Genomic DNA, 22,434 nt, shown 5'->3' with positions numbered 1-22,434 from the left:
CTGTTTCAGTACGCATCCTCTCAGAAGCGCACGTTTCGCCATGCGCTAATATTAACGGATAACCGAAGGAAATGCACTGCGATAGCGAGAGGAACGGTCTGAACCATGCTGCTTGCTGTGGATGTTGGGAACACGCAAACCCTCATTGGGGTGTATGCGGGAAGCGATCTGGTCAGCATGTGGCGCATCGCTACGAATCGCGCGAGCACCGCCGATGAACTGCGTGTGAGCCTGATCCCGCTCTTCGAGAGCGCCGGGCTGCGGTTGCAGGATATCGACCGCGCAGCGCTCTCATCGGTGGTACCGCAGCTGACCGAAGCATGGCGCCGTGCCGCCGCAGACGGTGCCGGAGCGGACATGGTGGTGTGCAGCGCTCAGACCGCAGGCGATCTGTTCTGCGCAGACTACCCGGATCCAGCCGAGATCGGCGCAGACCGCGTGGCTGATTCGGTAGCAATGCGGGCGCTGTACGGCGCTCCCTGCATCGTGGTCGATTTTGGCACGGCCACCAACATCGAGGTCATCGATAGTGCGGGCCGCTTCATCGGTGGCATCATCGCCCCAGGACTGCAAACCTCGGCGCAAACGCTGTTCAACAACGCCTCTAAACTGCCAGCGATCAGCCTGGAAGCACCCGATCACGCGATCGGCACGAACACGGTAGAGGCCATGCAAGCAGGCATCGTGCTCGGCGAGGTTGACCGGGTAGATGGATTGCTGCAACGCATCTTCGACCAGCTTGGCTACCGGGCGCCCGTTGTTGCCACCGGCGGGCTCGCGCCGCTCATTGCCAAGCATTCCAAGCTGATCGATCAGGTGAACCCCGACCTCACGCTCGAAGGGCTCCGCCTGATCGTAGAAGCTCGTTCTACGCACGAGCGCTCTTCACAAGGTGGGCGCTCCTAGCGAGGTGGGCGCCTCTCGCCATCCCGCAGTTCCTTCAGCTTTGCTAATACATCAGGGCTCACGCGATCGGCAATGGTGCTCTTGCGCGCGATGCGGGGCGTCTCATCGGCGACCGCATTCTCAATGGTGGCCTCGACCTCCTGGCAGAAACCCTCGGCGCTCATGCGGTCCACCCCGTCACCGAACACGGTGTCTTGGATGGTCGAATCCGAAGTGACCACCAGCGTCTCCACGTTGCGCTCGCGCGCGTCGTGGGCCAACTTCTCGATCACGCGATCGGCGATCTGCCCTGCGGGCGAGAATATGATGCGCACGCCGCCCACCGTTTCCGCCTCACCGCGTGAGTGCTCGTTATCCTTACCGTCGAAGACGATGATGGCCTGCGTGTCGCGACCTGCGTAGTTGATCACATCGTTGAGCAGCCGCTCGCGCGCGACGTTGAACGTATCGTCGGTGTAATCAGGCAAGACGATGCGCGCGTACCTGCTCCCCGAGCGCAGCACGTTGTACCCATCAACGATCAGGAGTTTTCTTCGCGTTTTCATGAAGGCGATTATACGTGAGGCGCCGCACGAACAGGGTGCACGACACCAGAGCGCGCGCTACACCGGCCTGGTATTCGGTGCTGTGCCGCCCTCCAACATGAATCGGATGCGCTCTTCCAAACGCTGCGCGGAAACGATCTGATCGAACAGCGGCGTCTTCATGCCATCGGCTACGAAGACGAGGTAGGGTAGCGCCGCCACAGCGAAGCGGATGCGAAGTTGCTTTTGCGCATCGGTGTTGACGCGGCAGAACTTCACCTGCCCCTCGAACGTATCGGCAAGCGACTCGAACGCGGGCGCCATCTCGTCGCACATGGTGCACCATCCTGCGGTGAACTGGATCACGCAGGGCAGTTCGCTTTGCACGACCTCCGCTTGGAAGTTCTCGTCGGTTATCTCATGGATCATCGCGAAGCTCCTTCTTGGTGCGCTCATCTGAATACACGCTGGCAGCACACCTCACCATCAGAGGCGATTCTGACGTAACCATTCGTACATGAACACCGTTGATGCCTGCGCCACGTTCAATGATGAGATGCGTCCCTGTTGAGGCAGGGAGGCATGCATATCGCACGTCTCGAGCACCAAGCGCGACACGCCATCGTGCTCGCTGCCCATGACCAACACGATGCGCCCGGAAAGATCGGTGTCCCACAGCGTTTCTTCGGCATGCTCGGTAGCGGCAACCGCCCAAAACCCCTCTTCCTTAGTGCGCTCGATGAACGCAGCGATATTAGAGACTTGCGCAAGAGGAATATGGGAGATGGCCCCCGCAGAGCTTTTGTAAGTAGCAGCCGTCACATGCGCGCTGCGCTTGTTGGGTATCACGATGCCGCTCGCACCGACCGACTCCGCACTGCGGGCGATAGCGCCCAAATTGCCCGCGTCGGTGATATGGTCGAGCACCACGATGAGCGCGCGTTCGTGCGTGCGCGCATCCTCCACCGCCTGCGCCAGCACCTCACCTGCGCCTTGATAGGGAAACGGAGCGGTCTCAGCTATGACGCCTTGGTGTGCGTCGGTGTGCGCCATATCGTCCAGGCGCTTACGCGAGACCTGCTTCACGCGTACGCTGCGCTGATCGCATTTGCGCAGAATATCCTTTACCAACCCATCGCGCTGGATGCCCTCAGCCACGAAAACGCTGCGCAGAGGACACCCGCTGCGCAGCGCTTCGATAACGGCGCGTTTTCCTTCAATGTAGTCAGTCATGCGCCCTATGATACTGCATGCGCGCGAACGCCGCTGGTCACCTTAGGAAGATGCCTTCGCGCTCTCTTGCACCTCGGTTGCTTCCTGGTCACGAAGCGCCTCATCGCCATCAACCTGCGCTGCCATATCGGCGATGCGAGCCGCAAACGCATCGCGCTCGTCCTTGCTCAGCGAGCCAAGGTATGCACGGATCACCTCATCGCGCACCTGTGCGGTGTTCTCGTGTGCTTGATGTTGCAGGTCGGTCGCGATCTCCTTGCCCTGATCGACCGTGATCTGGCCTTTCGAGACCAGTTGATCGACGATCTCCTTCGACTTCTCAGCGCCAAGCGCCAGCGCGCCAACACCGGCAAGGAATATCTCGCGGAACGGATCGTTCATGGTTGCCATGAGTAGCCTCCTTCTTGCGTGTGCTCATGCCATCATGATGACGCACCGAGCAGGCGCGATGCACGACAGACCGAAGGTGTCATCTAAACGTCAGCCCGCGCACCTGAACGCAGGCCGCGGGCTGACGGGATCCAGTTACGTGAGCGCTTTGTAGCGTGCTACTCGAAGAGACTGGCAAACAGGTTCGTGCCACCTTGCGGCATCGCCTTCATCTTGCGCGTCACGAACGTCATCACCTCGTCCAAATAGTCCAGGGAGACCTCGCGGCGCTCTCCGGTGCGGCGGCGCTTCAACTCCACCTTGCCCGCCTCGAGGCCACGCTTGCCCACGATCACCTGCAACGGCCACCCGATCAAGTCCGCATCGGCGAACTTCACTCCAGCACGCTCGTCACGGTCGTCAATGGCCACTTCGAAACCCATCCGGGAAATCTTCGCTGCTACATCATTGGCCGCATTCATAACGGTATCGTCTGCGGACAGCGGCAGCACGCACACATGCGCGGGTGCCACGCTAGGCGGCCAGATGATGCCATCCTCGTCGAAGTGCTGCTCGACCACCGCGGCCAAGGTGCGGGTCACACCAACACCGTAGCAGCCCATGATGAAGTACTGTTCCTTGCCATCCTTATCCAAATAGGTGGCGTTCATGGTGCGCGAGTACTTGTCACCCAGCTGGAACACCTGGCTGACCTCGATGCCGCGCGCACCTTCCAAGGCGCACCCGCACTCAGGACAGGTATCCCCAGGCACCGTCGTGCATAGGTCGGCCCATTCGTCCACCTGGAAGTCAATCCCCAGTTGCGCGCCCACATAGTGATAGCCATCCTCGTTGGCGCCCACGACCCATTGCGGCACGCCGCGCAGATTGCGATCGGCCACGATACGGGCGCCTTCGGGCAGACCCACCGGACCCATGGACCCCTTGTGCAGCCCGAATGAGATCATTTCGTCATCGGTCAAGAACCTGAACCCAGGAATAGCACGATCGGCCTTGATATCGTTGAGCTCGTGGTTGCCCGGCACGAACAGCACGACCAGCTCGTCGTCGCCGCTCATGCCGGAAAGTGCCTTGACCGTAGACGATGCCGGAATATCCAAGAACGCGGCTAGCTCGTCAATCGTATGCACGCCCGGCGTGCTTATCTTTTCCATCTTCTCGACTCTGTGCAGCGTAGCATGGCAGATGCACTCGGCTGCCTCTGCATCGGCCGCATAACCGCACTTGCAATGCACCAGTTCCGCTTCGCCCGACTCAGCCAGCGCCATGAACTCCGTGGTCACGCTGCCGCCGATCTGGCCGCTGTCCGCCTCCACCGCGCGCCAGGTAAGCGCGCACCGATCGCAAATGCGACCATAGGCGCCCGACATATCGTCATAGGTCTCCTGAAGGCTTTCCTGGCTGTCGTGGAAGGAATACGCATCCTTCATGATGAACTCGCGGCTGCGCAAGAGCCCGAAGCGCGGGCGTATCTCATCGCGGAACTTCACCTGTATCTGATAGAGCGAGACGGGAAGCTGCTTGTACGAACGCAACTCGTCGCGCACGAGCGACGTGATCAGTTCCTCGTGGGTGGGCCCTAAGCAAAAGCCATGCTGGTGGCGGTCGGTCAGGCGCATGAGCTCAGGGCCATAATCGTCCCAGCGCCCGCTCTCGTGCCAAAGCTCGGCCGGCTGGAGCGCCGGCATCATGATCTCCTGCGCGCCAATGGCATCCATCTCATCGCGTATGATGCCCTCCACCTTGCGCAGCACGCGGTAGCCCAGCGGCAAGAACGTGTAGACGCCGCTGGCGGTCTTGCGAATCATACCAGCGCGCAAGAGCAGCTTATGACTGGCAATATCGGCATCTGCCGGATCCTCTTTCAAGGTAGGCACGTAGAGGTTCTTCAAGCGCAGTATCTCGGTCATCAGGTCTCCTTGAGAACTTGTGGCCGAGACCCCTTAGAGCTTCTCGACCTCTTCCAAGAGCGCGTCAACGATGCGGCTCTCGTCAACTTTGGCAACGATTTTACCATTACGGAACAGCGCCGCCTGACCGGCACCGCAAGCAACCCCCACATCGGCATCGGCTGCCTCACCGGGCCCATTGACCACACAACCCATCACGGCCACCTTGATGGGCTTGGCAACGTGGGAAAGCGCCTCTTCTACCTGCTTGGCAATGGGGATCATATCAACCTGACAGCGCCCGCAGGTCGGGCAACTGATCATCTCGGGTGTGCGACGACGCATGTCAAGCGCTGCGAGCAACTGCCAAGCGGCGCGCACTTCGAGGGTGGGGTCGTCGGTCAACGAGATGCGCATGGTATCACCAATGCCCTGTTCGAGCAGCACGCCTAACCCTGCTGCCGATTTGATGGTGCCCTGCATCACCGTGCCCGCCTCCGTAATGCCGATGTGCAGTGGCACGTGCGGCAGACGCTGGCTCAGGATGCGATACGTGGCAATGGTGGCGGGCACGTCGTGCGCCTTCGCTGACACCACCAGATCGCGAAAGCCACGATCCTCTTCAAAATACCGCACATACTGAACGGCTGATTCGGCTAGCTTCTGCGGCAGGGTAAGGTCGCGCCGCGCCGCGATGGAAGCGTCCAGAGAACCCGCGTTCACACCGATGCGGATGGGAATGCCCGCGCCCCGCGCCGCATCGATCACCTGGTCGGTCTTCGCCAGACCGCCGATGTTCCCGGGATTGATGCGCAGCTTCGCCGCGCCCGACCAAGCCGCTTCAAGGGCGATGTGCGCATCGAAGTGGACATCGGCGACCACGGGCAAGGGCGAGCGCGCGCACACCTGCGCGAACGAGCGCAGCGCCGTGCGTTCGGGGATGGCCATGCGGACGATCTCACAGCCCACTTCGGCCAGCGCCTCGATCTGACGCAGGTTAGCGTCAACATCGTGGACGGGCGCATTCAACATCGATTGCACCGACACCGGCGCACCGCCACCAACCGCCACGCCGCCATGGCCCGACCTGCCCACCATCACCTGATGCGTCATCGTTCTTGGCATCTGCGGCGCCTCTGGCCGCTCCTTCGCCATCTGCGGCTTGTTCATCCGCATCCTCCCTTTGCTACCAATTTCCGAAGATGAAGCGCTGTACATCTTGGTTCAACATGATAACGAAGAAGCCGATGAATAAAGCCATGCCAGCCAACGAGAGGTATCCCATCACGCGCGCGGGTACCTGACGGCGGCTCAGCTTTTGGATGACCTCGATGAGGAAGCGTCCGCCATCAAGCGGCGGAATAGGAATGAGGTTCATGAGCCCGAGCGACACCGATATGACCGCCATGAAGAAGAGGGCCTCGGCGAGCCCTGCGGCAAAGTAATCGGCAGACATGACGGCTATGCCGATGACGCTGGTGGAGTTGGATACCGTCTCAACGGCAGTTGCGGGGTTGAAAAGCCCCATGATGGCTTGCACGGTCATGCCGATATAACTGAACCCGGCAAAGATGGCCCTGTCGGGGCCGACCACCAGATGCGTGATGGCGCCCGTTTCGGGATCGGCCACATCAAAGCCGATGACCGAATAGATGACGATGAACGCCACCAGAGCGAAGGCGAGATTCACCGCGATGCCCGCCAGCAAGATGACCGAGCGCTTCCAGAACGGCAAGCTGCGATACTGTTGCGACAACTCGCGCTCGAAGAGCGCATGCGCATCGGGCACCGCGCGGGGCGTACCGGCCGCGCTCTCGGTGGAAAGCGGGCGGCACAGCCGCGCAGCCACGCGCCGCTGGGCGCGTGTGGGCTCTTCTGCTGGCGTGCGGTAGAGGTCAGCTGCATCATGCTTGCGCGGGGCCTCTACGCTGCCCCATTCCACCAGCTGATCGAGCGTATCTTGGGCTTCCTCTTCGCTGATATCGCACGCCCGAGCAATATCGGGAAGCGATGCGGTTCCCTGTTCGTACACGCAGGCAAGCACGGCCTTGGCATGCTCGGAGATGGGGCCCATCTCCATGCCGCACACTTTCGCATAGCCGCCAAGCGGCACTGCGGTCACCCCGAAGCGCGTGCCCGCCTTCTTGAAGCCAATGCTGGGGCCTGGCAGGCCCAACATGAATTCAGTGACGCGCACGCCGAATACGCGCGCCGCCAGGTAGTGGCCACCTTCGTGGATGAATACCAGAAAACCGATCACGAAGATGGCACAGACGATCATGAAGAGAATGTCCATATGCTGCTTTCCGTATCAAACGCGCTCACGTTCTTTGCGCGGTATTGTGAAGCATCGTCCCGGATCACCGCAAGAGCGGTATCAGGTTCATGCAAGTTCTGCGCAAGAACGCCAATGTTTCCACACAGGATCCGTGCCCGCAGACGCCAACGGGCCATACGCCAAGCAATGCGAAACGCGCCTGAAACGACGCCGACCGCATGCAGCAGACGTGCATCCGCCGCGCCAGAGCGCATCGCTATAGTCAATACAGAGCAATGCTGGTTTCGCGGATAGGAGCGCACGGTGGCAAAACAAAACGTATCGCGAGCAGCAGCGCGCATGCGCTGGTGGATGATGGTAGGAATAGCGATAGCACTCATCATCGGACTGATACCGAAGATACCGCTTGGAGCCCAAGAGGCGTATGCCGGAGGATACGCGCAGCTCGATGTAGGCGGATCGGTGCCCTATGGCGGCTACGAGACGCACCGCATGAGCGTTGAGGGCACCGTCGCCTACTGCGGACAGCCTTCAAAGGCAACGCCGCTCAGCGGCACCTACCGCAAAGACCCCATCACGCCCACCTGCCCGCCTGGTGGCACCCCCTACGATCCCTCCGCCGTGGCCGCAGCGCTCTGGTTCGGCTACGGCGGTCCTGGATTCGACACGTCGATGTGGCCACGCACCTGGTTCGATGGCACCGCTATGACCGCAGATCGCTACCTGGCGCTCACCCATATCATCGTGGCCGATTTCTACGCCTGCGATGGCGCTGCCGCCCTCAGCGGTTGCTCGGCGGATTTCCGCGAATGGGCCGGGAGAAACGTATTGGGATATTGGGTGGACGGTCCCAACTACGGCACGCCTCAAAACCTTATCTTCACGCGTGGCTCGGAGGTCCCTGAAGGTTTCCGAAACGGGTGCTTCCAGATGTCTACCGGGTCTGACCGGCAAGTGATCTTGAGCTTTGTCCCTGGTGGATGGGTGAGCATCGCGAAGCGCTCGGCTAACACGACCATGACCGACAACAACCCCTGCTATTCGCTTGAGGGTGCCCAGTACGGGATCTACCACGATCGCGGCTGTGCCAATCTTGCCGCCACTCTGAAGCTTGACGAGAACGGACAAGCGACCTCGGGGTATTTGGGCGTCGGCATCTATTACGTGCGCGAGACGAAGGCGCCTGTCGGCTATGCCCTTGACGAGCGCATCTATGCCGTGTCGGTCGAAAGCGGGCAAACCGCGCGCGTGAACGGCGGTTCAGTTGCCGATGCGCCCCAATGCGCCGCGCTCGAGATGCTCGTGGCGAAGATCGACACCGAAACGCGGGAAGGCCGCGGACAGGGAGGTGCTACGCTCGCCGACGCGCAGTTCACCGTCCGCTTCTACCCGGGGCACTACACCAGCGTAGCCCAAGCAGAGGCAAGCGGGCAGCCGCAGCGCAGCTGGACGGTGCGCACCGATGAGCACGGATGCGCCCGCTTGGACGAAAGTCACCTCGTATCGTCAAACGGTGACTTCTTCTTTACCAGCGACGGAAAACCAGCTTTGCCGCTTGGCACCGCACTGGTGCAAGAGACAAAAGCGCCCACCGGCTATCATCTGAGCGATACCAGCGTGCATCTCGTACAGCTGACGGCTCACGGAAGCGCCGAAACGGCCGTTTCCTACCATGCTCCCACCGTAGCCGATCAGGTCTATCGCGGTGACGTGCAGCTCGTCAAGGCGCGCGAATCCGACCAGAACAGACTTGCTGGCGTACCTTTTCGCATCACCTGCAACACGACCGGAGAGAGCCATGTCATCGTAACCGACGCCAATGGCCAAGCAGCGACCCAGAGCACCTGGAACCAACACTCCCGCAACACGAACGCCAACGATCGCGCCATACGCGCTGACGGTACGGTAGACGAGACGAAGCTTGATGCAACCTGCGGTATTTGGTTCGGAAAGGGGCGCGTCGACGATTCCAGAGGGGCCCTTCCCTACGGGACCTACACCATAGAAGAGCTACCCGTTGCGGCGAACGCCGGACTTGCTTTGATCCGTATTCCAAGCCTGACCATCGACGAACGCGAAGGCCACCTTGTTGACCTAGGCACCCTTGACAATCAGGCCATTACCGAAGTGTCCATCACCACGGCCGCCCGAGAACGAACAAGCGGCAGCAAGAGCATCGGTGCCGACCCGCAAACCACGATCATCGACCGGGTCTCCTACGCTCATCTGGACACCACGAGCAACACAGCTTATGAGCTGCGCGCCTCCCTCGTCGACGCGCTCACCGGTGAGGCGCTCCACCACAGTAACGGAGATGCCATCACCGGGCATGCGCGCTTCACGCCGACACAGCCGAACGGCTATGCCGAGGTAGTGATCACGTTCGATTCGCGCGCGCAGGCAGATCGCGACGTGACCGTCTACGAAGAACTGGTGCGCTGCGATACGGGGGCTGTGGTGGCCGAGCACAAAGATGCCGCCGATTATGCTCAAACGGTGCACATCAAGGGGCAGATCCTGCGAACCACAGCATCTGACACAGCCGATGACGACAAGCTCGTATCAGCCGATCCCGAAGCGTCCATCACCGATCGGGTCACCTATCGCAACCTGATAGCTGGTGAGGCATACACCTTGGAGGGCTCTTTGTGGATCGAAAGCGACGAGGATACCGGTGATAGTGATGAGCCCGCGTTCATACCGCTGTGCGATGCGCAGGGAACACCCTACCGCACTGAGATGCCCTTCGTACCCGAGTACGAAGACGGCACCGTTGAGGTAGCCTTCACATGCGATACCACCGCACATGCGGGTAAACGGGTCGTGGTGTTCGAGCGCTTACTCAAAGACGGACAGCTGATCGTCTCCCACGAGGATAGCGCGGACCAGAACCAGACCGTGACCGTCTGCGCCCCTCGCATTGCCACCGTTGCGACTGACTTCGCTGACGGTGACGATGTGGTGGCCTCTGATGGATCATCCACGGTGGTGGATGCCATCTCCTACACTGACTTGATTCCCGGTAAGGAATACCGTTTAGAGGGTAGCCTCATGGTGAAGAGCGCCTCGGTGGGCAGCGATGGGACACCGTTTTGGGATGTCGAGCCGCTGCTCGACCAGTCAGGAAGCGCGGTCAGAGCGGATACGACGTTCACACCTGATGCTAGTACCGGACAAACGCAGGTGCGCTTCGATTTCGATTCGTCTTCATGCGATGGACGCGACCTGGTGGTGTATGAAAAGCTGTATCGCAATGATACCCTCGTTGCCGAGGACGAGGACCCCTCCAATGAGGATCAGAGCTTCTCAGTACGCGCGGCAGAGCTCTGGACCGTGCTCGGTGGCGCTGACGCGGCTGCCAAAAACATACCCGCTGACTCAGAAGCTGCTTTCATCGACCAGATCAGCTATGCGGATGCGGTCGCGGGCGGTTCCTACACGGTCTACGGCCTGCTCGTGAACGCGGAAAGCGGTGCTCCCATCCTTCAATATCACGATGAGAGCGCACCGGACGAGGCCGCCCTCGCAAGCCAACTCATGCGCCACCTCCTTGAAGCATCCGAAGCGGTGGATACCGATAAGACTGATGCTGACCTGCGCGAACTGTTCGACCATCAGCGCGAACTGCCTCGCGACTTCGATGGGGACGCGCTCCGCGATGCGCTCAACCAATACCCCGATCTGACTCAGCATCTGGTAATGGCAACGAACAGCTTCACCGCCGAGAGCACTGCCGGTTCCACCGAGCTGGAATACCGCTTTGATGCGCGCGGCCTCGAAGGCACAAGAGCGACTTCGATGGTCATGCTCGTCAAAGACAATACGGTCGTCAGCCAGGAGATGGACCTTACCAGCACCGACCAGACCGTCACGTTCGTGATCGGCACTATCGCAACACGAGCATGCGATGCGACTGATGGCGACCAAGTGCTGTTGAATAGCGCATCTGCCCGCATCCGAGACGAAGTCGCCTTCGAGGGCCTGACCTCTGGCAAAGAGTACGTGCTGGAGGGCGTGCTCTACGATCGCGCTACCGCAAGTCCCTTGCTCATCGGTGACAAGCAAGTCACTGCCACCGCTTCGTTCGTTGCAGCCGCCGAGGACGGCACTACCTCGGTCGAGTTCTCCTTCGATGCCAGCAGGGCAGCTGGCAAGCAGGTCGTGGTGTATGAATATCTGTATCGCAATATGGAGACCACCGACGGGCACGCAGAAAAGGTCTTGGTGGCGCAGCATGCCGACCTCAATGCCGCAGAGCAGACCGTATCCATCGAAGGTACGGGCTTACCTGGCACCGGATACGACAAAACCGGCGATGCGGGCACGCCCGGCATTGCGCTCGGTGCCCTTGGTGCGCTCGGTGCCTTTGGTGCATCGCTCTACGGCATTCAGCAGATACGCCGTCGTAACCGAGAAGCGGACCAAAGCGTACAACGTGCGCTGCGCCGAGGGTAGCAAGCGCACGCCCATCGTCATCTCATCAGGCAAGCAAAGGAGCACCTATGGAACGACTCGAAGCGAAAACATCCCGAACGTATCTCAACCTCGCCGCAATCACGCTGGGAACGGCGGCCATCTGCCTGTGCGTCATCTGGTCGCTCAGCGCTTCTGCGGGCATGCATCCGGAGCAGGCGCAAGCAGAACCAGCGCACAACGACAGCGAGCATACCCACGCATGGCAGCAAGACGTGGAGCTCGTTCACCACGATGCTCTCACGCATCAGGTCCACCATGATGCTCAGACGGAGACCATCATGGTGCCCCACACTATCTGCAACAGCTGCGATGCCATCATTGACAGAGCGACCGCAGAACATGCTGCTGCGACCAGCCACCTCTCCTACACTCCTGATGTGCCGCGCCCCGAGCAGCGAATAACGCAAGAGGCGTGGACGGAGACCGTCGTCGATCAAGATGCCTACGAAGAGGTGGTCGTCACCACGGAAACTTGTTCGACCTGCGGCACCCGCAGAAACGTAGCTGCTCATGCATGAGCAGCACCGACGATCCGGACAGGCCGCGAGCAGCGCGATCCCCGTGCGGGCGGTAGCAGCCTTCCTGCTCGCAGCGGCATTGGTCGCGGTGTCAGCCGCGATCGCACTGTGGTTTGCCTGGTGCAGCCACAGTGCGAGCACTGATGCGAACCCCCATGGCCTCACGACCTGCGACACCGATGGTTTTCCGATCGTTGACTGGCACTACTGGACCGCAGTGAACCCCGATGTCGTAGGTTGGGTCAGCGTGCCCGGCACTCGCATCAATAGCGCGATCGTGCAAGCGCCCGCTGATGACCCCACGTATTATCTGAGCCACGATATCCGCAGAAATGCGAACCATCTCGGATGCCCCTATCTTGACGCAACCTGCGCGTCCACCGGCCTTCTGAGCGGCAATGCCGTGGTGTTCGGGCATCACATTAAATACGGCGCACCCATGTTCGCCGACTTCGCCGCTTTTGCGAGCCAAGAGTTCGCGCGCACGCACGCCGTCATCTTGCTGCAAACACCCTTTGAGAAGCGCATGCTCACCGTGTCAGGCGCAGCCATTATCAACGGATACGACCAGACAAAGCGCACGACCTTCGCCGATCAGGACGACTTCGCTGCATGGTATGCCGATCGGATGAACGAGTGCTGCGTGCAGCTTGACAGCGCACCCGCCGAATCGTGCGTCACCTTTGTCACGTGCAGCTATACCCGGTATTCCAACGAAAGGACGCTCGTCTATGCAACATGAACGCTCGACAAGAAGCGGCAAGCAGCCTCGCGAGCCGCAGCATCAACGCCCTCAAGCTGATCGACGCTCTCGACGGGCTGCGTGTCGTGGCTGCTCATCACTGCTTCAACGCAGGCAGGGATGTCAAGAAAACCGCAATCGCCGCGCAAAAAGGCAGCGACGGCCACTTCATTCGCGGCATTCATCGCCGCCGGCAAGGTTCCTCCCACTGCCCCCGCTTGCCGAGCGAGCGAGAGACAGCGAAACGTATCGGTGTCGGGAGCCGCGAAATCGAGTCGTCCCAGCGTGCGGAAATCGAGCGGCTCCACCGGCGCATCCCACCGCTCCGGATACGACAGCGCGAACTGTATGGGGATGCGCATGTCTGTGGTCCCCAAATGCGCCTTCACGGAACCGTCGGCGAACTCAACCATGGAATGTATGGCGCTCTGAGGCTGTACGACCACCTGAATTCGCTCGTAGGGCATATCGAAGAGGTGGTGCGCCTCGATCACCTCGAGCCCCTTGTTCATCAGCGTGGACGAGTCGATGGTGATCTTAGGGCCCATGGTCCACGTGGGATGCGCCAGCGCATCGGATGCGGTCACCTGCGCGAGCTCATCGCGCGTCCGCCCACGAAAGGGCCCACCCGATGCGGTCACCCACAAGCAGGAAACCTCACGAGGATCTTCGCCGAGCAGACATTGGTAGATAGCGCCATGCTCAGAGTCGATCGGCATCAGCTGACCGGGTTGCTGCGCCATCGGCATCAACAGGTCGCCGCCGACGACCAGCGACTCCTTATTGGCCAACGCCAACGTCTTGCCTGCAGCCAGCGTCTCGTAGCTCGCGCGCAAGCCCGCCGATCCGACGAGCGCGTTCACCACGATATCGGCATCATCAAGACCGATGAGCCCTAACGCCGCATCAGCGCCCACGGCGGTGTGCTGCACGCCAAACCGTGCAGCCTGACCCTCCATTTCGGCAACGCGCGTGCCGCACGCGAGCGCCACCGCGTGCAGACGGTCGGAGTGCTGGGCTATCACGTCAAGCGTCTGGCGCCCGATAGAGCCGGTAGAGCCGAGGACCACAACGCCCTTATTAGATGACATAGGGAATGACGCCTCCTGCGATCATGAGGAATGCTGCGGTGACTGAAGCTAAGAACAGCGAATCTGTTCGGTCAAGCAAACCGCCATGCCCTGGCATGATGGTGCCAGAATCCTTGAAGCCGGAATTGCGCTTGATGCGGCTCTCGGCCAGATCGCCCAGAACCTCCATGAGACCGCAGATGAACCCGAACACGAGCGCCAGCGGAACAGGCAGGGAGAGCCCCGGGATGAACGACATGACAAGCCATACCAGCATAGAGCCCACCAAACCGGCCAAAAAGCCTTCCCAGCTCTTTTTGGGGCTGACGCGCGGAGCAAGCTTGTGCTTGCCTATTTTGCTGCCCACGAAATACGCGAACGCATCGTTGGCCCACACGCTCAGGAATATCATGAACATGACCAAGCCGCCCCACGGGGGTTCCACAGATTGCCGTATGATCATCAGCCCGCAGAGCAGAAGGCCGGTGTACGCCGCTCCGAAAAAGCTGATGGCCACATCTTGAATGCGTGCGCGCAACCAGAACACATACCACACCAAAAGCGCGATGAGCAGCACGATGGCGACCACCAACGCACCTGCCAACCCGAAGAAGTAAGTCGCGGGGATGAACAGGACAGCACCCCCAATGCCCAGCGCCTCATTGGGCAGTTTCGCATCAGAGCGAAGCATGTAATAGAACTCACCTGCGCAGATGCCCGCCACCACCATCAGGTACACCATGGTGGGTATATTGCCCGCGAACACACAGGCGATGGTGAGCAGCGTATAGACAAGACCCGTTCGGAAGCGCACCTGCAAGCTCGAAGGATTCTTGAGCTTCTTCGGGGCCTTCCCCAAAGCGGTCTCCTTCACCTTCTGACGCTTTTCCGCCCGCTTCTCCTTCTTTTGCATTTTCTCGGCAGCCTCATCAGGCGTCACATCGTAGTGCCACGGCGGCCCGGGTGGCGCTGCTTCGGGATCGTAGATGATGGCCGGGTCGCACGCATCCCGGCCCGCTCCCAGCTCTTTCGTGGTGGGACGCGCTCGAAACAGTGCTTTCTCGTCAGCCTTGCTGATCAGATCGGCCACCTGCTGCTTCAAGCGCTCGCGTGCTGCGCGCTGCGTCTCGGTCAACTGCTCTTGCTGCGCCTCGTCCATCAAAGCGCCCCGAATCGTCTGTCGCGGCGCTGATATTCCAGCAAACACCGCAAGAATTCGTAACGATCGAAATCGGGCCAGAGCACCTCCGAGGAAACGAACTCGGCATAGGCAGCCTGCCAAAGCAAGAAGTTAGAGAGCCGTCGCTCGCCGCTCGTGCGAATGAGCAGTTCCGGATCAGGGATGCCCGCCGTTGCAAGATGGCTCTCCAAGAGCTCTTCGGTCAGGCGCGGCACCTCGCCTCCGCTGGCTACCACCGCAGCCACCTCGCGCATGTACTCGTTCGCTGCGTGCACGATCTCGGCACGACCCCCGTAGTTCACCGCCACCACCAGCGTCATCCCCTGGTTATGACGCGTCTTTTCCCAAGCGGTCTGAAACGCCTCCCGCGTTTCCGCGGGCAGCGGGGAGAGATCCCCGATGGTCATCACGCGAACGCCCTCCGCATGCAATCCATCGACCTCGGCCAACATGGTCTTGGCGAACAGGTTCATCAGTCCGACCACTTCATCTTCGGGCCGCTTCCAGTTCTCGGTGCTGAACGAATAGATGGTCAGGTAGCGCACCCCCAGATCATTGGCGCAACGGATGGTCTCGCGCACCGCCTCGATGCCCGCCTTATGGCCGCGCAGACGATTGAGCGCACGCGCTTTAGCCCAGCGACCGTTCCCATCCATGATGACGGCCACATGCTGCGGAATGCGCGCTGCGTCCAACTGCGCCGGATCGACATCGGACGGCGACGCGGGAAATATGTAGGAAAGCTCCTTCAAAAGCCTCTGAGGCCGCGCCTCATACCTCCATGACCTCGGCTTCTTTAGCCTTCACGGCAGCATCTACATCGGCAACGTATTTGTCGGTCAGCTTCTGCACCTCAGCCTCGGCGCGCTTCGCCTCATCTTCGGGCAGCCCATCGTTCTTTTGCGCGCGCTCGATGGCAGCGTTCGCATCGCGCCGCGCATTGCGCACCGCCACGCGCGATTCTTCGGCATAGGTGCGACACTGCTTCGCCAGTTCCTTGCGGCGTTCCTCGGTCAGCTGCGGGAACGGCAAACGAATGACCGACCCGTCGTTGTTGGGCGTAACACCCAGATCGCTCTCCAGAATGGCGCGCTCGATGTCTTTCAGCGACGACTTGTCCCACGGCTCGATGACCAGCATGTGCGCATCCGGCGTCTTCACGCCCGCCATCTGATTGATGGGCGTGGCAACCCCATAATAGTCAACGGTGATGCGATCGAGCACCATCGCATTCGCACGACCCGTGCGCACCGACGCGAAATTGTCATGCAATGAACCGAGCGCCTTGCCCATGCGCTCTTCTGCGTTCAACAGGATCTCATCTACCTCTGCCATAGCGCATCCTCTCAGTCGATCGTGGTTCCCACATCTTCGCCCCGCAGCGCCCGCTGTATGTTGCCCCGCTGGGTCAGGTCGAAGACGATCATGGGAACATCGTTATCCATGCAAAGCGAGGTGGCCGTGGCATCCATGACGTTCAGCCCCCTGTTCAGCACTTCCATATACGTGATGTGGTCGAACCGCTGCGCATCCGGATTCTTGGCCGGGTCGCAATCGTAGACGCCGTCCACCTTCGTGGCCTTCATCAGGCAATCCACATCAAGCTCGCATGCGCGCAGGGCAGCTGTGGTGTCAGTGGTGAAATACGGATTGCCCGTACCCGCGGCTAGGATCACCACGCGCCCCTTCTGAAGATGCCTCATGGCGCGGCGGCGAATATAGGGCTCGCTGACCTCCTGCATGTTGATAGCGCTTTGCACGCGGCTGAACACTCCGTGGCGCTCGAAAGCGTCTTGCAGCGCTAAGGCGTTCATGACCGTAGCCAACATGCCGATGTAGTCCGCCTGCGCGCGATCCATACCTTCGGCCGAACCCGCCAATCCGCGGAAGATGTTGCCGCCACCCACCACGATGGCAAGCTGCACCCCATCTTGCACGATGTCCGCTATCTGGTCGGCAAGGTCGTCCACCACTTTCGGGTCAATACCGTATCCCTGGTCGCCCGCGAGCGCCTCGCCCGAGAGCTTCAGGAGAACACGGTCGTACTTGTAACCGTCTGCCATGGGCACTGGCTCCCCTCTTCGCCGCTTTCATTCTTACCATCTTACCCCGAAACGAGCGCAGCTTCATGCGCGATATGCGATTTCTTGGCGTCGAGCACCATCTGGGGGCTGCGATGCGCGCATCGGGTGCGCGTGCTCAACGCGCACGTTCAACGTCCTTGCTCGATGCGCGTTTGCTTGGCACGCCTACCCGCCCACAGTGGTTCTCGCCGAGATTTCACAAATGTAACAAAGATTACATTTGACATTCGTCGCGGTTGCGAACGCGCTTTCAAACGCAGCCGCAGCCACCGACGAACTATTCTGAGACCACGCAAGGTGAGATCAAAGGGCGACCACGAGGTCGGATCAAGGAGCGGAGGCCTTCACGCGAGAAGAGGAAGGCATCCGAGAATGAGCGCGATAGGATCAAAGCGCATGCTGGCCGCATCAGCGGCGATACTGCTTGCCACGTTCATGGCAACGACCGTGGCCACGCCCCAAGCGCACGCAGACGAGTACGCCATCGAAGATGGCATCGAGCAAGCGGTGGAACATGCCTGCGACCTCACCGTGGCCCAAGGCGATGACCTCCTTGATGCGCAAGCTGCCATGGTGGGTGATGATCTTGCCGCTCTGACGACGCAAAACGATGCCGAAAATGCTGCACGGGCGGCAGCCCAGCGCGCAGCGACCACCACGCAAAGCACGCAGACGCAGAGGACTCAGGTTACCGCAACGGGGCCGAGCACCATCAACGTAGATGGCGTGTCCATGCACTTCGTAGATTCGTACCAGTCATCCTCTGCCCCCAGTACGGGCGCGGGGCTCTGGATGGGCTCAGACAGCACCACCGACGGTAGCTGGGGTTATTTCATCGGCCATAATCCTGGATCGTTCTGGCACGTGATGGACCTTACCTCAGGCGACGCCGTCACCATAACCGATCGCACAGGCGCCAGCCGCACCTACCATGTGGTGGACGCCTTCACCGTAGCGGACAGCACCTATTGGGAAGAGATCCAAGATCGGGTGACCGGATACGGCGAGTCCGTCATCTTGCAGACCTGCTGCGGCGACCATGCCAACTACCGCGTCGTGGTGGCCGTCTGATCGACACCGGCGCGTCTTCCGCGACTCCTGCGACCATCGCGCACTCGCGCGGGGCGACCTCGAAGCGACCTAGTAGAACGTCTGCGTGAGCCAGGGGCCGTATTCGCCGGTCCACATGCCACCGAGGTTCGCGAACACCGCTGCCCAGTCGATCTCAACGCCGAACAGCATCTCAAGGTAGTGCTTGGAGTCCATACCGCGCTCGGGCGCATTCAGATTCGCCTGCGCCAGCGTGTAGGTGCACGTGGGGCACATCGTGATGACGGTTTGGGTGGCGGTGGCGCGCGCCTCTTCCATCACCTGCCACACGCGGTCATCGGTGATCTGCGGGTCATAGGCCGCCACCGCGCCGCCCGCACCGCAGCACAGTGTGTCCCGCTTGCAATGCTCCATTTCCGCCTGGCGCGCATCAGGCACGAAGCGGCGCATGAGCTCACGGATGGCGCGCCCATTGCGTCCCGTCAGACGGTCATGGCACGAATCGAAGAACGTGACCGACTCGCGCAGCAGCGGCGCGAACCCGACCGGCTCTCCAGCCGCCACGCGCCGCTCTGCCAGCTCCAGCATCAACGCAGGCAGCGGCACGATCGCGATATCGGCGGGCATATCGTCGGCGAACTCATCAGCGCACCCCGGGCACACGGTGACCATGCGCCTGATGCCCGCTTGCTGCATCTGTTCCACGAAGCCGCAGCGCAACGCCTCGGCGCGCTCGAACAGCCCCGCGCTCATCAGTGGACTGCCGCAACAACCATCGCACAGCGCCCACTTCACGCCGCATGCGGCCAGCCAATCGCCCACCGCACGCGTCACCTCGGGCGCGTAGCTGACCAAGCTGCATCCTGGGAAAAACAACGTATCGGCAAGCCCTGGCCCCGCCTCGGCCGCCGCGGCCAGCGACACGTATTCCGGATACGCCACGCCGTGAATAGCCCGATACGCACTGAAGATGTTCCACTCGTTATCCACCATGACCAGCTTCGAGTCGTCGGGCGGCATCAAGCCCGCGCGCATGAACAGCTGGCGCCACGCGCGCATATCCTCGGGCGCCAGCACATGATGCGCGCACGCCGCCGTGCAGTGCCCGCAAAAGCAGCACTGGCGCAGCGCGTTGTACAGCAGGTAATCCTCCGCCACCAGCGCCATCACGGTCTGCGGCTGTTCGTCTTCAGGCAACGCGCTGATACGATCGTAGGCCGCAGCGATGGTACCGATATCAAGCCCAGGCCCGCGAAGCACCTCGCAGCGCTGCGTGCATTTCCCACAGTGGCTGCACGTGAGCTGCCGCGCCGTAAACGACACGATGGCATCCATCTTCGCATTATGAATGCTGGGGCTGGCCTCATACGCTGCCAGAAAATCGCGGACCGCCATGCTGTCTCCTTACCGCCTGCCCGGATGCGTCTGTCCGCACCCGCGCGCTGGCACCATCATTCTCTCGATTATAGCCCGCATTCGACGGCTTTTTCGCCGAAACCGCTTTCGCGAACAGGGCCGCCGCGGTACCCTTGGTCGGTGACCAACGAAAAGGAGCCCCCATGAACGTTGTTTGCCTTGATTTGGAAGGCGTGCTGGTACCCGAGATATGGATCGCCTTCGCTGACGCGACCGGCATCCCCGAACTGAAGCGCACCACGCGCGACGAACCCGACTACGACAAGCTGATGGAATACCGCCTTGATATCCTGCGCCAGCATGGGCTGGGCCTCGCGCAGATCCAAGAGGTCATCGCCGGTATCGACCCCATGCCGGGCGCCCGCGAATTCCTCGATCAGCTGCGGCCGCTCGCGCAGGTCATCATCATATCCGACACGTTCAGCCAGTTTGCCCGGCCGCTCATGGAGAAGCTGGGCTGGCCCACCATCTTCTGTAACGAGTTGATCGTAGGCGAAGACGGCATGATCGAAAGCTACCGGATGCGCTGCCCGCAAACGAAGCTGACCACCGTGCGCGCGCTACACGATGCCGGGCTCGATACGATCGCCTCGGGCGATTCGTACAACGATGTGGGCATGATCCTCGATTCGAAAGCCGGGTTCTTCTTCCGCACCACCGATGCGCTGCGCGCCGAATACCCAGACGTGCCCGCCTACACGGAGTACTTCGACCTGCTCGAAGCCATCAAAGCCGCGCTGTAGCGCCATCGGGCTCGCGCGAAGGGCCTCATGCGCTCATGCGACAGGCAAGCGCTCAAGATCCTTCACCTGATACAGCCCGTTGTCGCGAAACCCGAGCGAGCGATAGTAGGCGCGCGTGCCAATGGCACTGATCACATTGACCTGTCGATACCCTGCCGCCTGAGCTTGGCGGCAGGCCTCATCCACGAGCGCGCGGCCCAATCCCCCATGTTGCGCCGCGCTCGCGTCGGTATCGGACTGGCCGAGCGCGGCGACCTTCCCATACACGTGCACCTCACGGATCATGGCTTGACCGAGCCCAAGAGGAAAAGCCGTTTCTTGCAACGCTTGCACCACCGCCTCCGCGCGCGGTAGCGACAGGCGCAAGAAGCCCGCAAGACGACCTTCGCCATCAACCCACTGCAAAAAACGCTCGCGGCTGACCGTGGTGTCGTAGGCAATCGTTTCGAGCCGCAGGTCCTTCCGGTCAACCTGACTGGTCGCTATCTCGCGAAAGCGCATCTCTTGACAACGGCCCTCGCCCGCCGCTACCGCAGCCCGCACGCGCGCCTCCACCATCTGGCGCAGATTCGTCTTCTTGTTGCCAGCGATGATGTCGGTCGACGAGATATCGCGGATCATACGCGAGATGCGCACATGGGCCGGCGCCTCCATGAGGTCAGCCGCAAGAAGCGCGATCAGGTCCTCTTCGGCATAGGGCACCCACTGACCATGCGCATACCAATCGGTGAGCCGCGCGCTTTCAACCAGCGCGCAGGGATAGAGCTTCACCTCGTCGGGAATATAGCGTGCATCATGCATGAGCAGGCGAAACTCTGCCGCATCGGAGGCGGGCGTGGCACCTGGCAGGTTCGCCATCAGGTGGATATGCGACTTGAAGCCGAACAGGCGCAACAGCGCGAAAGCACGCTCCACCTGCGCTGGGTCGGTGGGGCGACCGCAACGCTCGAGCAGGCGCGCATCCAACGTCTGGATACCCATCTGCACCTTCGTGCAGCCAAGCTGCCGCAGGAACACTGCATGATCGGCGTTTACCAGCTCAGGCCGCGTTTCCACCACCAGCCCCACGCAGCGGTGCTCGGCGTTCTCGTTGAGACGCTGCTGCTCTGCGAGCTGCTCCATGCTCGCCTGCTGCACCGCGCCCGCACGCTGCCACGCCGCGCTTTGACCGTAGAGACGCTCCCATGCTTCGGCATAGCGCACATCGCCTTCGCTCACCTGCTGCTGGAGAGACGCCACCTGTTGCGCGAGCACCGCCGGATCGCTCGTCAAGCCACATTCCTCATAGAATGCGCGACGCTGGTGGGTACAGACACTGCGGGCATCATTGGACGCGTTCAAGGCACGGAAGAGCTCCGTCATGAACCACACCTGATAAGCGCGCGGATAGTCGCTCCACGTTCCTCCCAGCACGATCAGCTCAACCTTGTCGGTCACGTGTCCCATGTCGCTCAAGGCGCGCAGGCGCGCCGCCACCTGCATATACGGATCGAAGAAGCAGCGCTCAGCGCGCTGGCAGGCGGGCTCATCGGCCAGATAGCTCTTCGGCATGCGCATATCGCTCGGACAGAAAACGCAGTCGCCTGCGCACGGCCACGGCCGCGTCAGTACCGTGATGGTGGCAACCCCCGAGGCTGTTCGGCGCGGCTTGGCGCGCAGCAAGCGCACGACCGCCGTGTCCACCACTCCGCCCGCAGGCGCGCCCCATGCTGCCAGCACTTCGGGCTGCTGCTCACGCAGGCGTAGATACGCTGGGAGCAGGCGCTTCTTCGCCACCTGACGCGTACCATCGTGCATCTCGCGGTTGCGTTGGCGCACCAGCTTATCCAGCCACGCGTCATCGAGCGTGCAGCGGCCCTCCTGGGTTTCTGCTCGTATTGCGTTAATGATCTTTTGTAACGTTTCGTTCACAGTTTTCCCATTATACTGGGCGCC

20 protein-coding genes are annotated in these 22,434 nt (G+C 61.2%); 6 read left to right on the top strand and 14 right to left on the bottom strand.

Annotation, left to right across the window (positions count from 1 at the left end):
- Nucleotides 1–105 precede the first annotated feature (105 nt).
- Nucleotides 106–906: a type III pantothenate kinase gene (locus NFR19_RS00770; protein WP_251211872.1), complete on the top strand. Its 801-nt coding sequence runs from the start codon at nucleotides 106–108 to the stop codon at nucleotides 904–906.
- Here NFR19_RS00770 and NFR19_RS00765 read toward each other — a convergent pair.
- From NFR19_RS00765 to NFR19_RS00735, 7 genes are all read right to left on the bottom strand, one after another.
- Nucleotides 903–1,451, bottom strand: a complete 549-nt coding sequence (locus NFR19_RS00765; protein ID WP_251211871.1) for an NYN domain-containing protein — start codon at nucleotides 1,449–1,451, stop codon at nucleotides 903–905. The genes NFR19_RS00770 and NFR19_RS00765 overlap by 4 nt on opposite strands.
- Before the next feature lie 57 nt (nucleotides 1,452–1,508).
- A complete protein-coding gene (locus tag NFR19_RS00760; protein ID WP_251211870.1) occupies nucleotides 1,509–1,859 on the bottom strand; it encodes a thioredoxin family protein in 351 nt (116 codons plus the stop codon).
- A 57-nt stretch (nucleotides 1,860–1,916) separates the two neighbouring features.
- Nucleotides 1,917–2,663: a 23S rRNA (guanosine(2251)-2'-O)-methyltransferase RlmB gene (gene rlmB / locus NFR19_RS00755; protein WP_251211869.1), complete on the bottom strand. Its 747-nt coding sequence runs from the start codon at nucleotides 2,661–2,663 to the stop codon at nucleotides 1,917–1,919.
- A 42-nt stretch (nucleotides 2,664–2,705) separates the two neighbouring features.
- Nucleotides 2,706–3,053, bottom strand: coding sequence for a phasin family protein (locus NFR19_RS00750; protein ID WP_251211868.1), 348 nt, complete (start codon nucleotides 3,051–3,053; stop codon nucleotides 2,706–2,708).
- A gap of 158 nt (nucleotides 3,054–3,211) precedes the next feature.
- Nucleotides 3,212–4,963 carry a proline--tRNA ligase gene (locus NFR19_RS00745; RefSeq protein ID WP_251211867.1) on the bottom strand — a complete coding sequence of 584 codons (1,752 nt, stop codon included), beginning with the start codon at nucleotides 4,961–4,963 and terminating at the stop codon, nucleotides 3,212–3,214.
- A gap of 33 nt (nucleotides 4,964–4,996) precedes the next feature.
- Nucleotides 4,997–6,112 (bottom strand): flavodoxin-dependent (E)-4-hydroxy-3-methylbut-2-enyl-diphosphate synthase, encoded by a 1,116-nt coding sequence (gene ispG, locus NFR19_RS00740; protein WP_285813418.1) that lies wholly within the window; start codon nucleotides 6,110–6,112, stop codon nucleotides 4,997–4,999.
- 16 nt (nucleotides 6,113–6,128) lie between these two features.
- The gene (locus tag NFR19_RS00735) at nucleotides 6,129–7,238 is read right to left on the bottom strand and encodes a site-2 protease family protein (RefSeq protein ID WP_251211866.1); all 1,110 of its coding nucleotides are present in this window, start codon (nucleotides 7,236–7,238) and stop codon (nucleotides 6,129–6,131) included.
- Nucleotides 7,239–7,523: 285 nt separating this feature from the next.
- Here NFR19_RS00735 and NFR19_RS00730 point away from each other — a divergent pair, with 285 nt between their 5' ends.
- From NFR19_RS00730 to NFR19_RS00720, 3 genes are read left to right on the top strand one after another with little or no spacing between them, the layout of a single operon-like run.
- On the top strand, nucleotides 7,524–11,675 hold the full coding sequence (locus NFR19_RS00730; RefSeq protein ID WP_251211865.1) for a VaFE repeat-containing surface-anchored protein: 4,152 nt from the start codon (nucleotides 7,524–7,526) through the stop codon (nucleotides 11,673–11,675).
- A gap of 47 nt (nucleotides 11,676–11,722) precedes the next feature.
- On the top strand, nucleotides 11,723–12,214 hold the full coding sequence (locus NFR19_RS00725; protein WP_251211864.1) for a hypothetical protein: 492 nt from the start codon (nucleotides 11,723–11,725) through the stop codon (nucleotides 12,212–12,214).
- Complete coding sequence (locus tag NFR19_RS00720) at nucleotides 12,207–12,956, top strand: class B sortase (RefSeq protein WP_251211863.1); 750 nt, start codon at nucleotides 12,207–12,209, stop codon at nucleotides 12,954–12,956. Before NFR19_RS00725 ends, NFR19_RS00720 begins: the two co-directional genes overlap by 8 nt.
- Here the strand turns inward: NFR19_RS00720 and dxr are convergent.
- From dxr to pyrH, 5 genes are read right to left on the bottom strand one after another with little or no spacing between them, the layout of a single operon-like run.
- On the bottom strand, nucleotides 12,944–14,047 hold the full coding sequence (dxr, locus tag NFR19_RS00715; RefSeq protein WP_251211862.1) for a 1-deoxy-D-xylulose-5-phosphate reductoisomerase: 1,104 nt from the start codon (nucleotides 14,045–14,047) through the stop codon (nucleotides 12,944–12,946). The two genes, NFR19_RS00720 and dxr, sit on opposite strands and share 13 nt — an antisense overlap.
- Nucleotides 14,037–15,185, bottom strand: coding sequence for a phosphatidate cytidylyltransferase (locus tag NFR19_RS00710; RefSeq protein ID WP_251211861.1), 1,149 nt, complete (start codon nucleotides 15,183–15,185; stop codon nucleotides 14,037–14,039). The genes dxr and NFR19_RS00710 overlap by 11 nt, the downstream gene beginning before the upstream one ends.
- Nucleotides 15,185–15,958 carry an undecaprenyl pyrophosphate synthase gene (gene uppS, locus NFR19_RS00705; RefSeq protein WP_251211860.1) on the bottom strand — a complete coding sequence of 258 codons (774 nt, stop codon included), beginning with the start codon at nucleotides 15,956–15,958 and terminating at the stop codon, nucleotides 15,185–15,187. Before uppS ends, NFR19_RS00710 begins: the two co-directional genes overlap by 1 nt.
- 19 nt (nucleotides 15,959–15,977) lie before the next feature.
- Nucleotides 15,978–16,541, bottom strand: coding sequence for a ribosome recycling factor (gene frr, locus NFR19_RS00700; RefSeq protein ID WP_251211859.1), 564 nt, complete (start codon nucleotides 16,539–16,541; stop codon nucleotides 15,978–15,980).
- 11 nt (nucleotides 16,542–16,552) lie between these two features.
- Nucleotides 16,553–17,269, bottom strand: coding sequence for a UMP kinase (gene pyrH / locus NFR19_RS00695; protein ID WP_251211858.1), 717 nt, complete (start codon nucleotides 17,267–17,269; stop codon nucleotides 16,553–16,555).
- 393 nt (nucleotides 17,270–17,662) lie between these two features.
- Here pyrH and NFR19_RS00690 point away from each other — a divergent pair, with 393 nt between their 5' ends.
- Nucleotides 17,663–18,361 carry a sortase domain-containing protein gene (locus NFR19_RS00690; protein ID WP_251211857.1) on the top strand — a complete coding sequence of 233 codons (699 nt, stop codon included), beginning with the start codon at nucleotides 17,663–17,665 and terminating at the stop codon, nucleotides 18,359–18,361.
- Between the two features lie 69 nt (nucleotides 18,362–18,430).
- Here the strand turns inward: NFR19_RS00690 and NFR19_RS00685 are convergent, their stop codons facing one another.
- Nucleotides 18,431–19,735, bottom strand: coding sequence for a (Fe-S)-binding protein (locus NFR19_RS00685; RefSeq protein WP_251211856.1), 1,305 nt, complete (start codon nucleotides 19,733–19,735; stop codon nucleotides 18,431–18,433).
- A 164-nt stretch (nucleotides 19,736–19,899) separates the two neighbouring features.
- Between NFR19_RS00685 and thrH the strand changes: the two genes are divergently transcribed.
- A complete protein-coding gene (thrH, locus tag NFR19_RS00680; protein WP_251211855.1) occupies nucleotides 19,900–20,499 on the top strand; it encodes a bifunctional phosphoserine phosphatase/homoserine phosphotransferase ThrH in 600 nt (199 codons plus the stop codon).
- Between the two features lie 33 nt (nucleotides 20,500–20,532).
- Here the strand turns inward: thrH and NFR19_RS00675 are convergent, their stop codons facing one another.
- Nucleotides 20,533–22,410: an elongator complex protein 3 gene (locus tag NFR19_RS00675; RefSeq protein ID WP_251211854.1), complete on the bottom strand. Its 1,878-nt coding sequence runs from the start codon at nucleotides 22,408–22,410 to the stop codon at nucleotides 20,533–20,535.
- Between the last annotated feature and the right edge of the window lie 24 nt (nucleotides 22,411–22,434).

The organism is Adlercreutzia murintestinalis (genome assembly GCF_943192905.1).
In the GTDB taxonomy this organism is placed as follows: domain Bacteria; phylum Actinomycetota; class Coriobacteriia; order Coriobacteriales; family Eggerthellaceae; genus Adlercreutzia_A; species Adlercreutzia_A murintestinalis.
Note: the sequence above shows the minus strand (reverse complement) of the source record. Positions and strands in the feature narration are given on the sequence as shown.

What these genes read in the sequence shown, in the direction of transcription:
- NFR19_RS00750 (WP_251211868.1), bottom strand. Translation starts at nt 3,053, where the DNA reads ATGGCAACCATGAACGATCCGTTCCGCGAGATATTCCTTGCCGGTGTT.
- NFR19_RS00725 (WP_251211864.1), top strand. Translation starts at nt 11,723, where the DNA reads ATGGAACGACTCGAAGCGAAAACATCCCGAACGTATCTCAACCTCGCC.
- NFR19_RS00720 (WP_251211863.1), top strand. Translation starts at nt 12,207, where the DNA reads ATGCATGAGCAGCACCGACGATCCGGACAGGCCGCGAGCAGCGCGATC.
- NFR19_RS00735 (WP_251211866.1), bottom strand. Translation starts at nt 7,238, where the DNA reads ATGGACATTCTCTTCATGATCGTCTGTGCCATCTTCGTGATCGGTTTT.
- dxr (WP_251211862.1), bottom strand. Translation starts at nt 14,047, where the DNA reads ATGTCATCTAATAAGGGCGTTGTGGTCCTCGGCTCTACCGGCTCTATC.
- ispG (WP_285813418.1), bottom strand. Translation starts at nt 6,112, where the DNA reads ATGAACAAGCCGCAGATGGCGAAGGAGCGGCCAGAGGCGCCGCAGATG.
- NFR19_RS00690 (WP_251211857.1), top strand. Translation starts at nt 17,663, where the DNA reads ATGAGCGCGATAGGATCAAAGCGCATGCTGGCCGCATCAGCGGCGATA.
- pyrH (WP_251211858.1), bottom strand. Translation starts at nt 17,269, where the DNA reads ATGGCAGACGGTTACAAGTACGACCGTGTTCTCCTGAAGCTCTCGGGC.
- thrH (WP_251211855.1), top strand. Translation starts at nt 19,900, where the DNA reads ATGAACGTTGTTTGCCTTGATTTGGAAGGCGTGCTGGTACCCGAGATA.
- NFR19_RS00685 (WP_251211856.1), bottom strand. Translation starts at nt 19,735, where the DNA reads ATGGCGGTCCGCGATTTTCTGGCAGCGTATGAGGCCAGCCCCAGCATT.
- rlmB (WP_251211869.1), bottom strand. Translation starts at nt 2,663, where the DNA reads ATGACTGACTACATTGAAGGAAAACGCGCCGTTATCGAAGCGCTGCGC.
- NFR19_RS00760 (WP_251211870.1), bottom strand. Translation starts at nt 1,859, where the DNA reads ATGATCCATGAGATAACCGACGAGAACTTCCAAGCGGAGGTCGTGCAA.
- NFR19_RS00765 (WP_251211871.1), bottom strand. Translation starts at nt 1,451, where the DNA reads ATGAAAACGCGAAGAAAACTCCTGATCGTTGATGGGTACAACGTGCTG.
- NFR19_RS00770 (WP_251211872.1), top strand. Translation starts at nt 106, where the DNA reads ATGCTGCTTGCTGTGGATGTTGGGAACACGCAAACCCTCATTGGGGTG.
- NFR19_RS00745 (WP_251211867.1), bottom strand. Translation starts at nt 4,963, where the DNA reads ATGACCGAGATACTGCGCTTGAAGAACCTCTACGTGCCTACCTTGAAA.
- frr (WP_251211859.1), bottom strand. Translation starts at nt 16,541, where the DNA reads ATGGCAGAGGTAGATGAGATCCTGTTGAACGCAGAAGAGCGCATGGGC.
- NFR19_RS00710 (WP_251211861.1), bottom strand. Translation starts at nt 15,185, where the DNA reads ATGGACGAGGCGCAGCAAGAGCAGTTGACCGAGACGCAGCGCGCAGCA.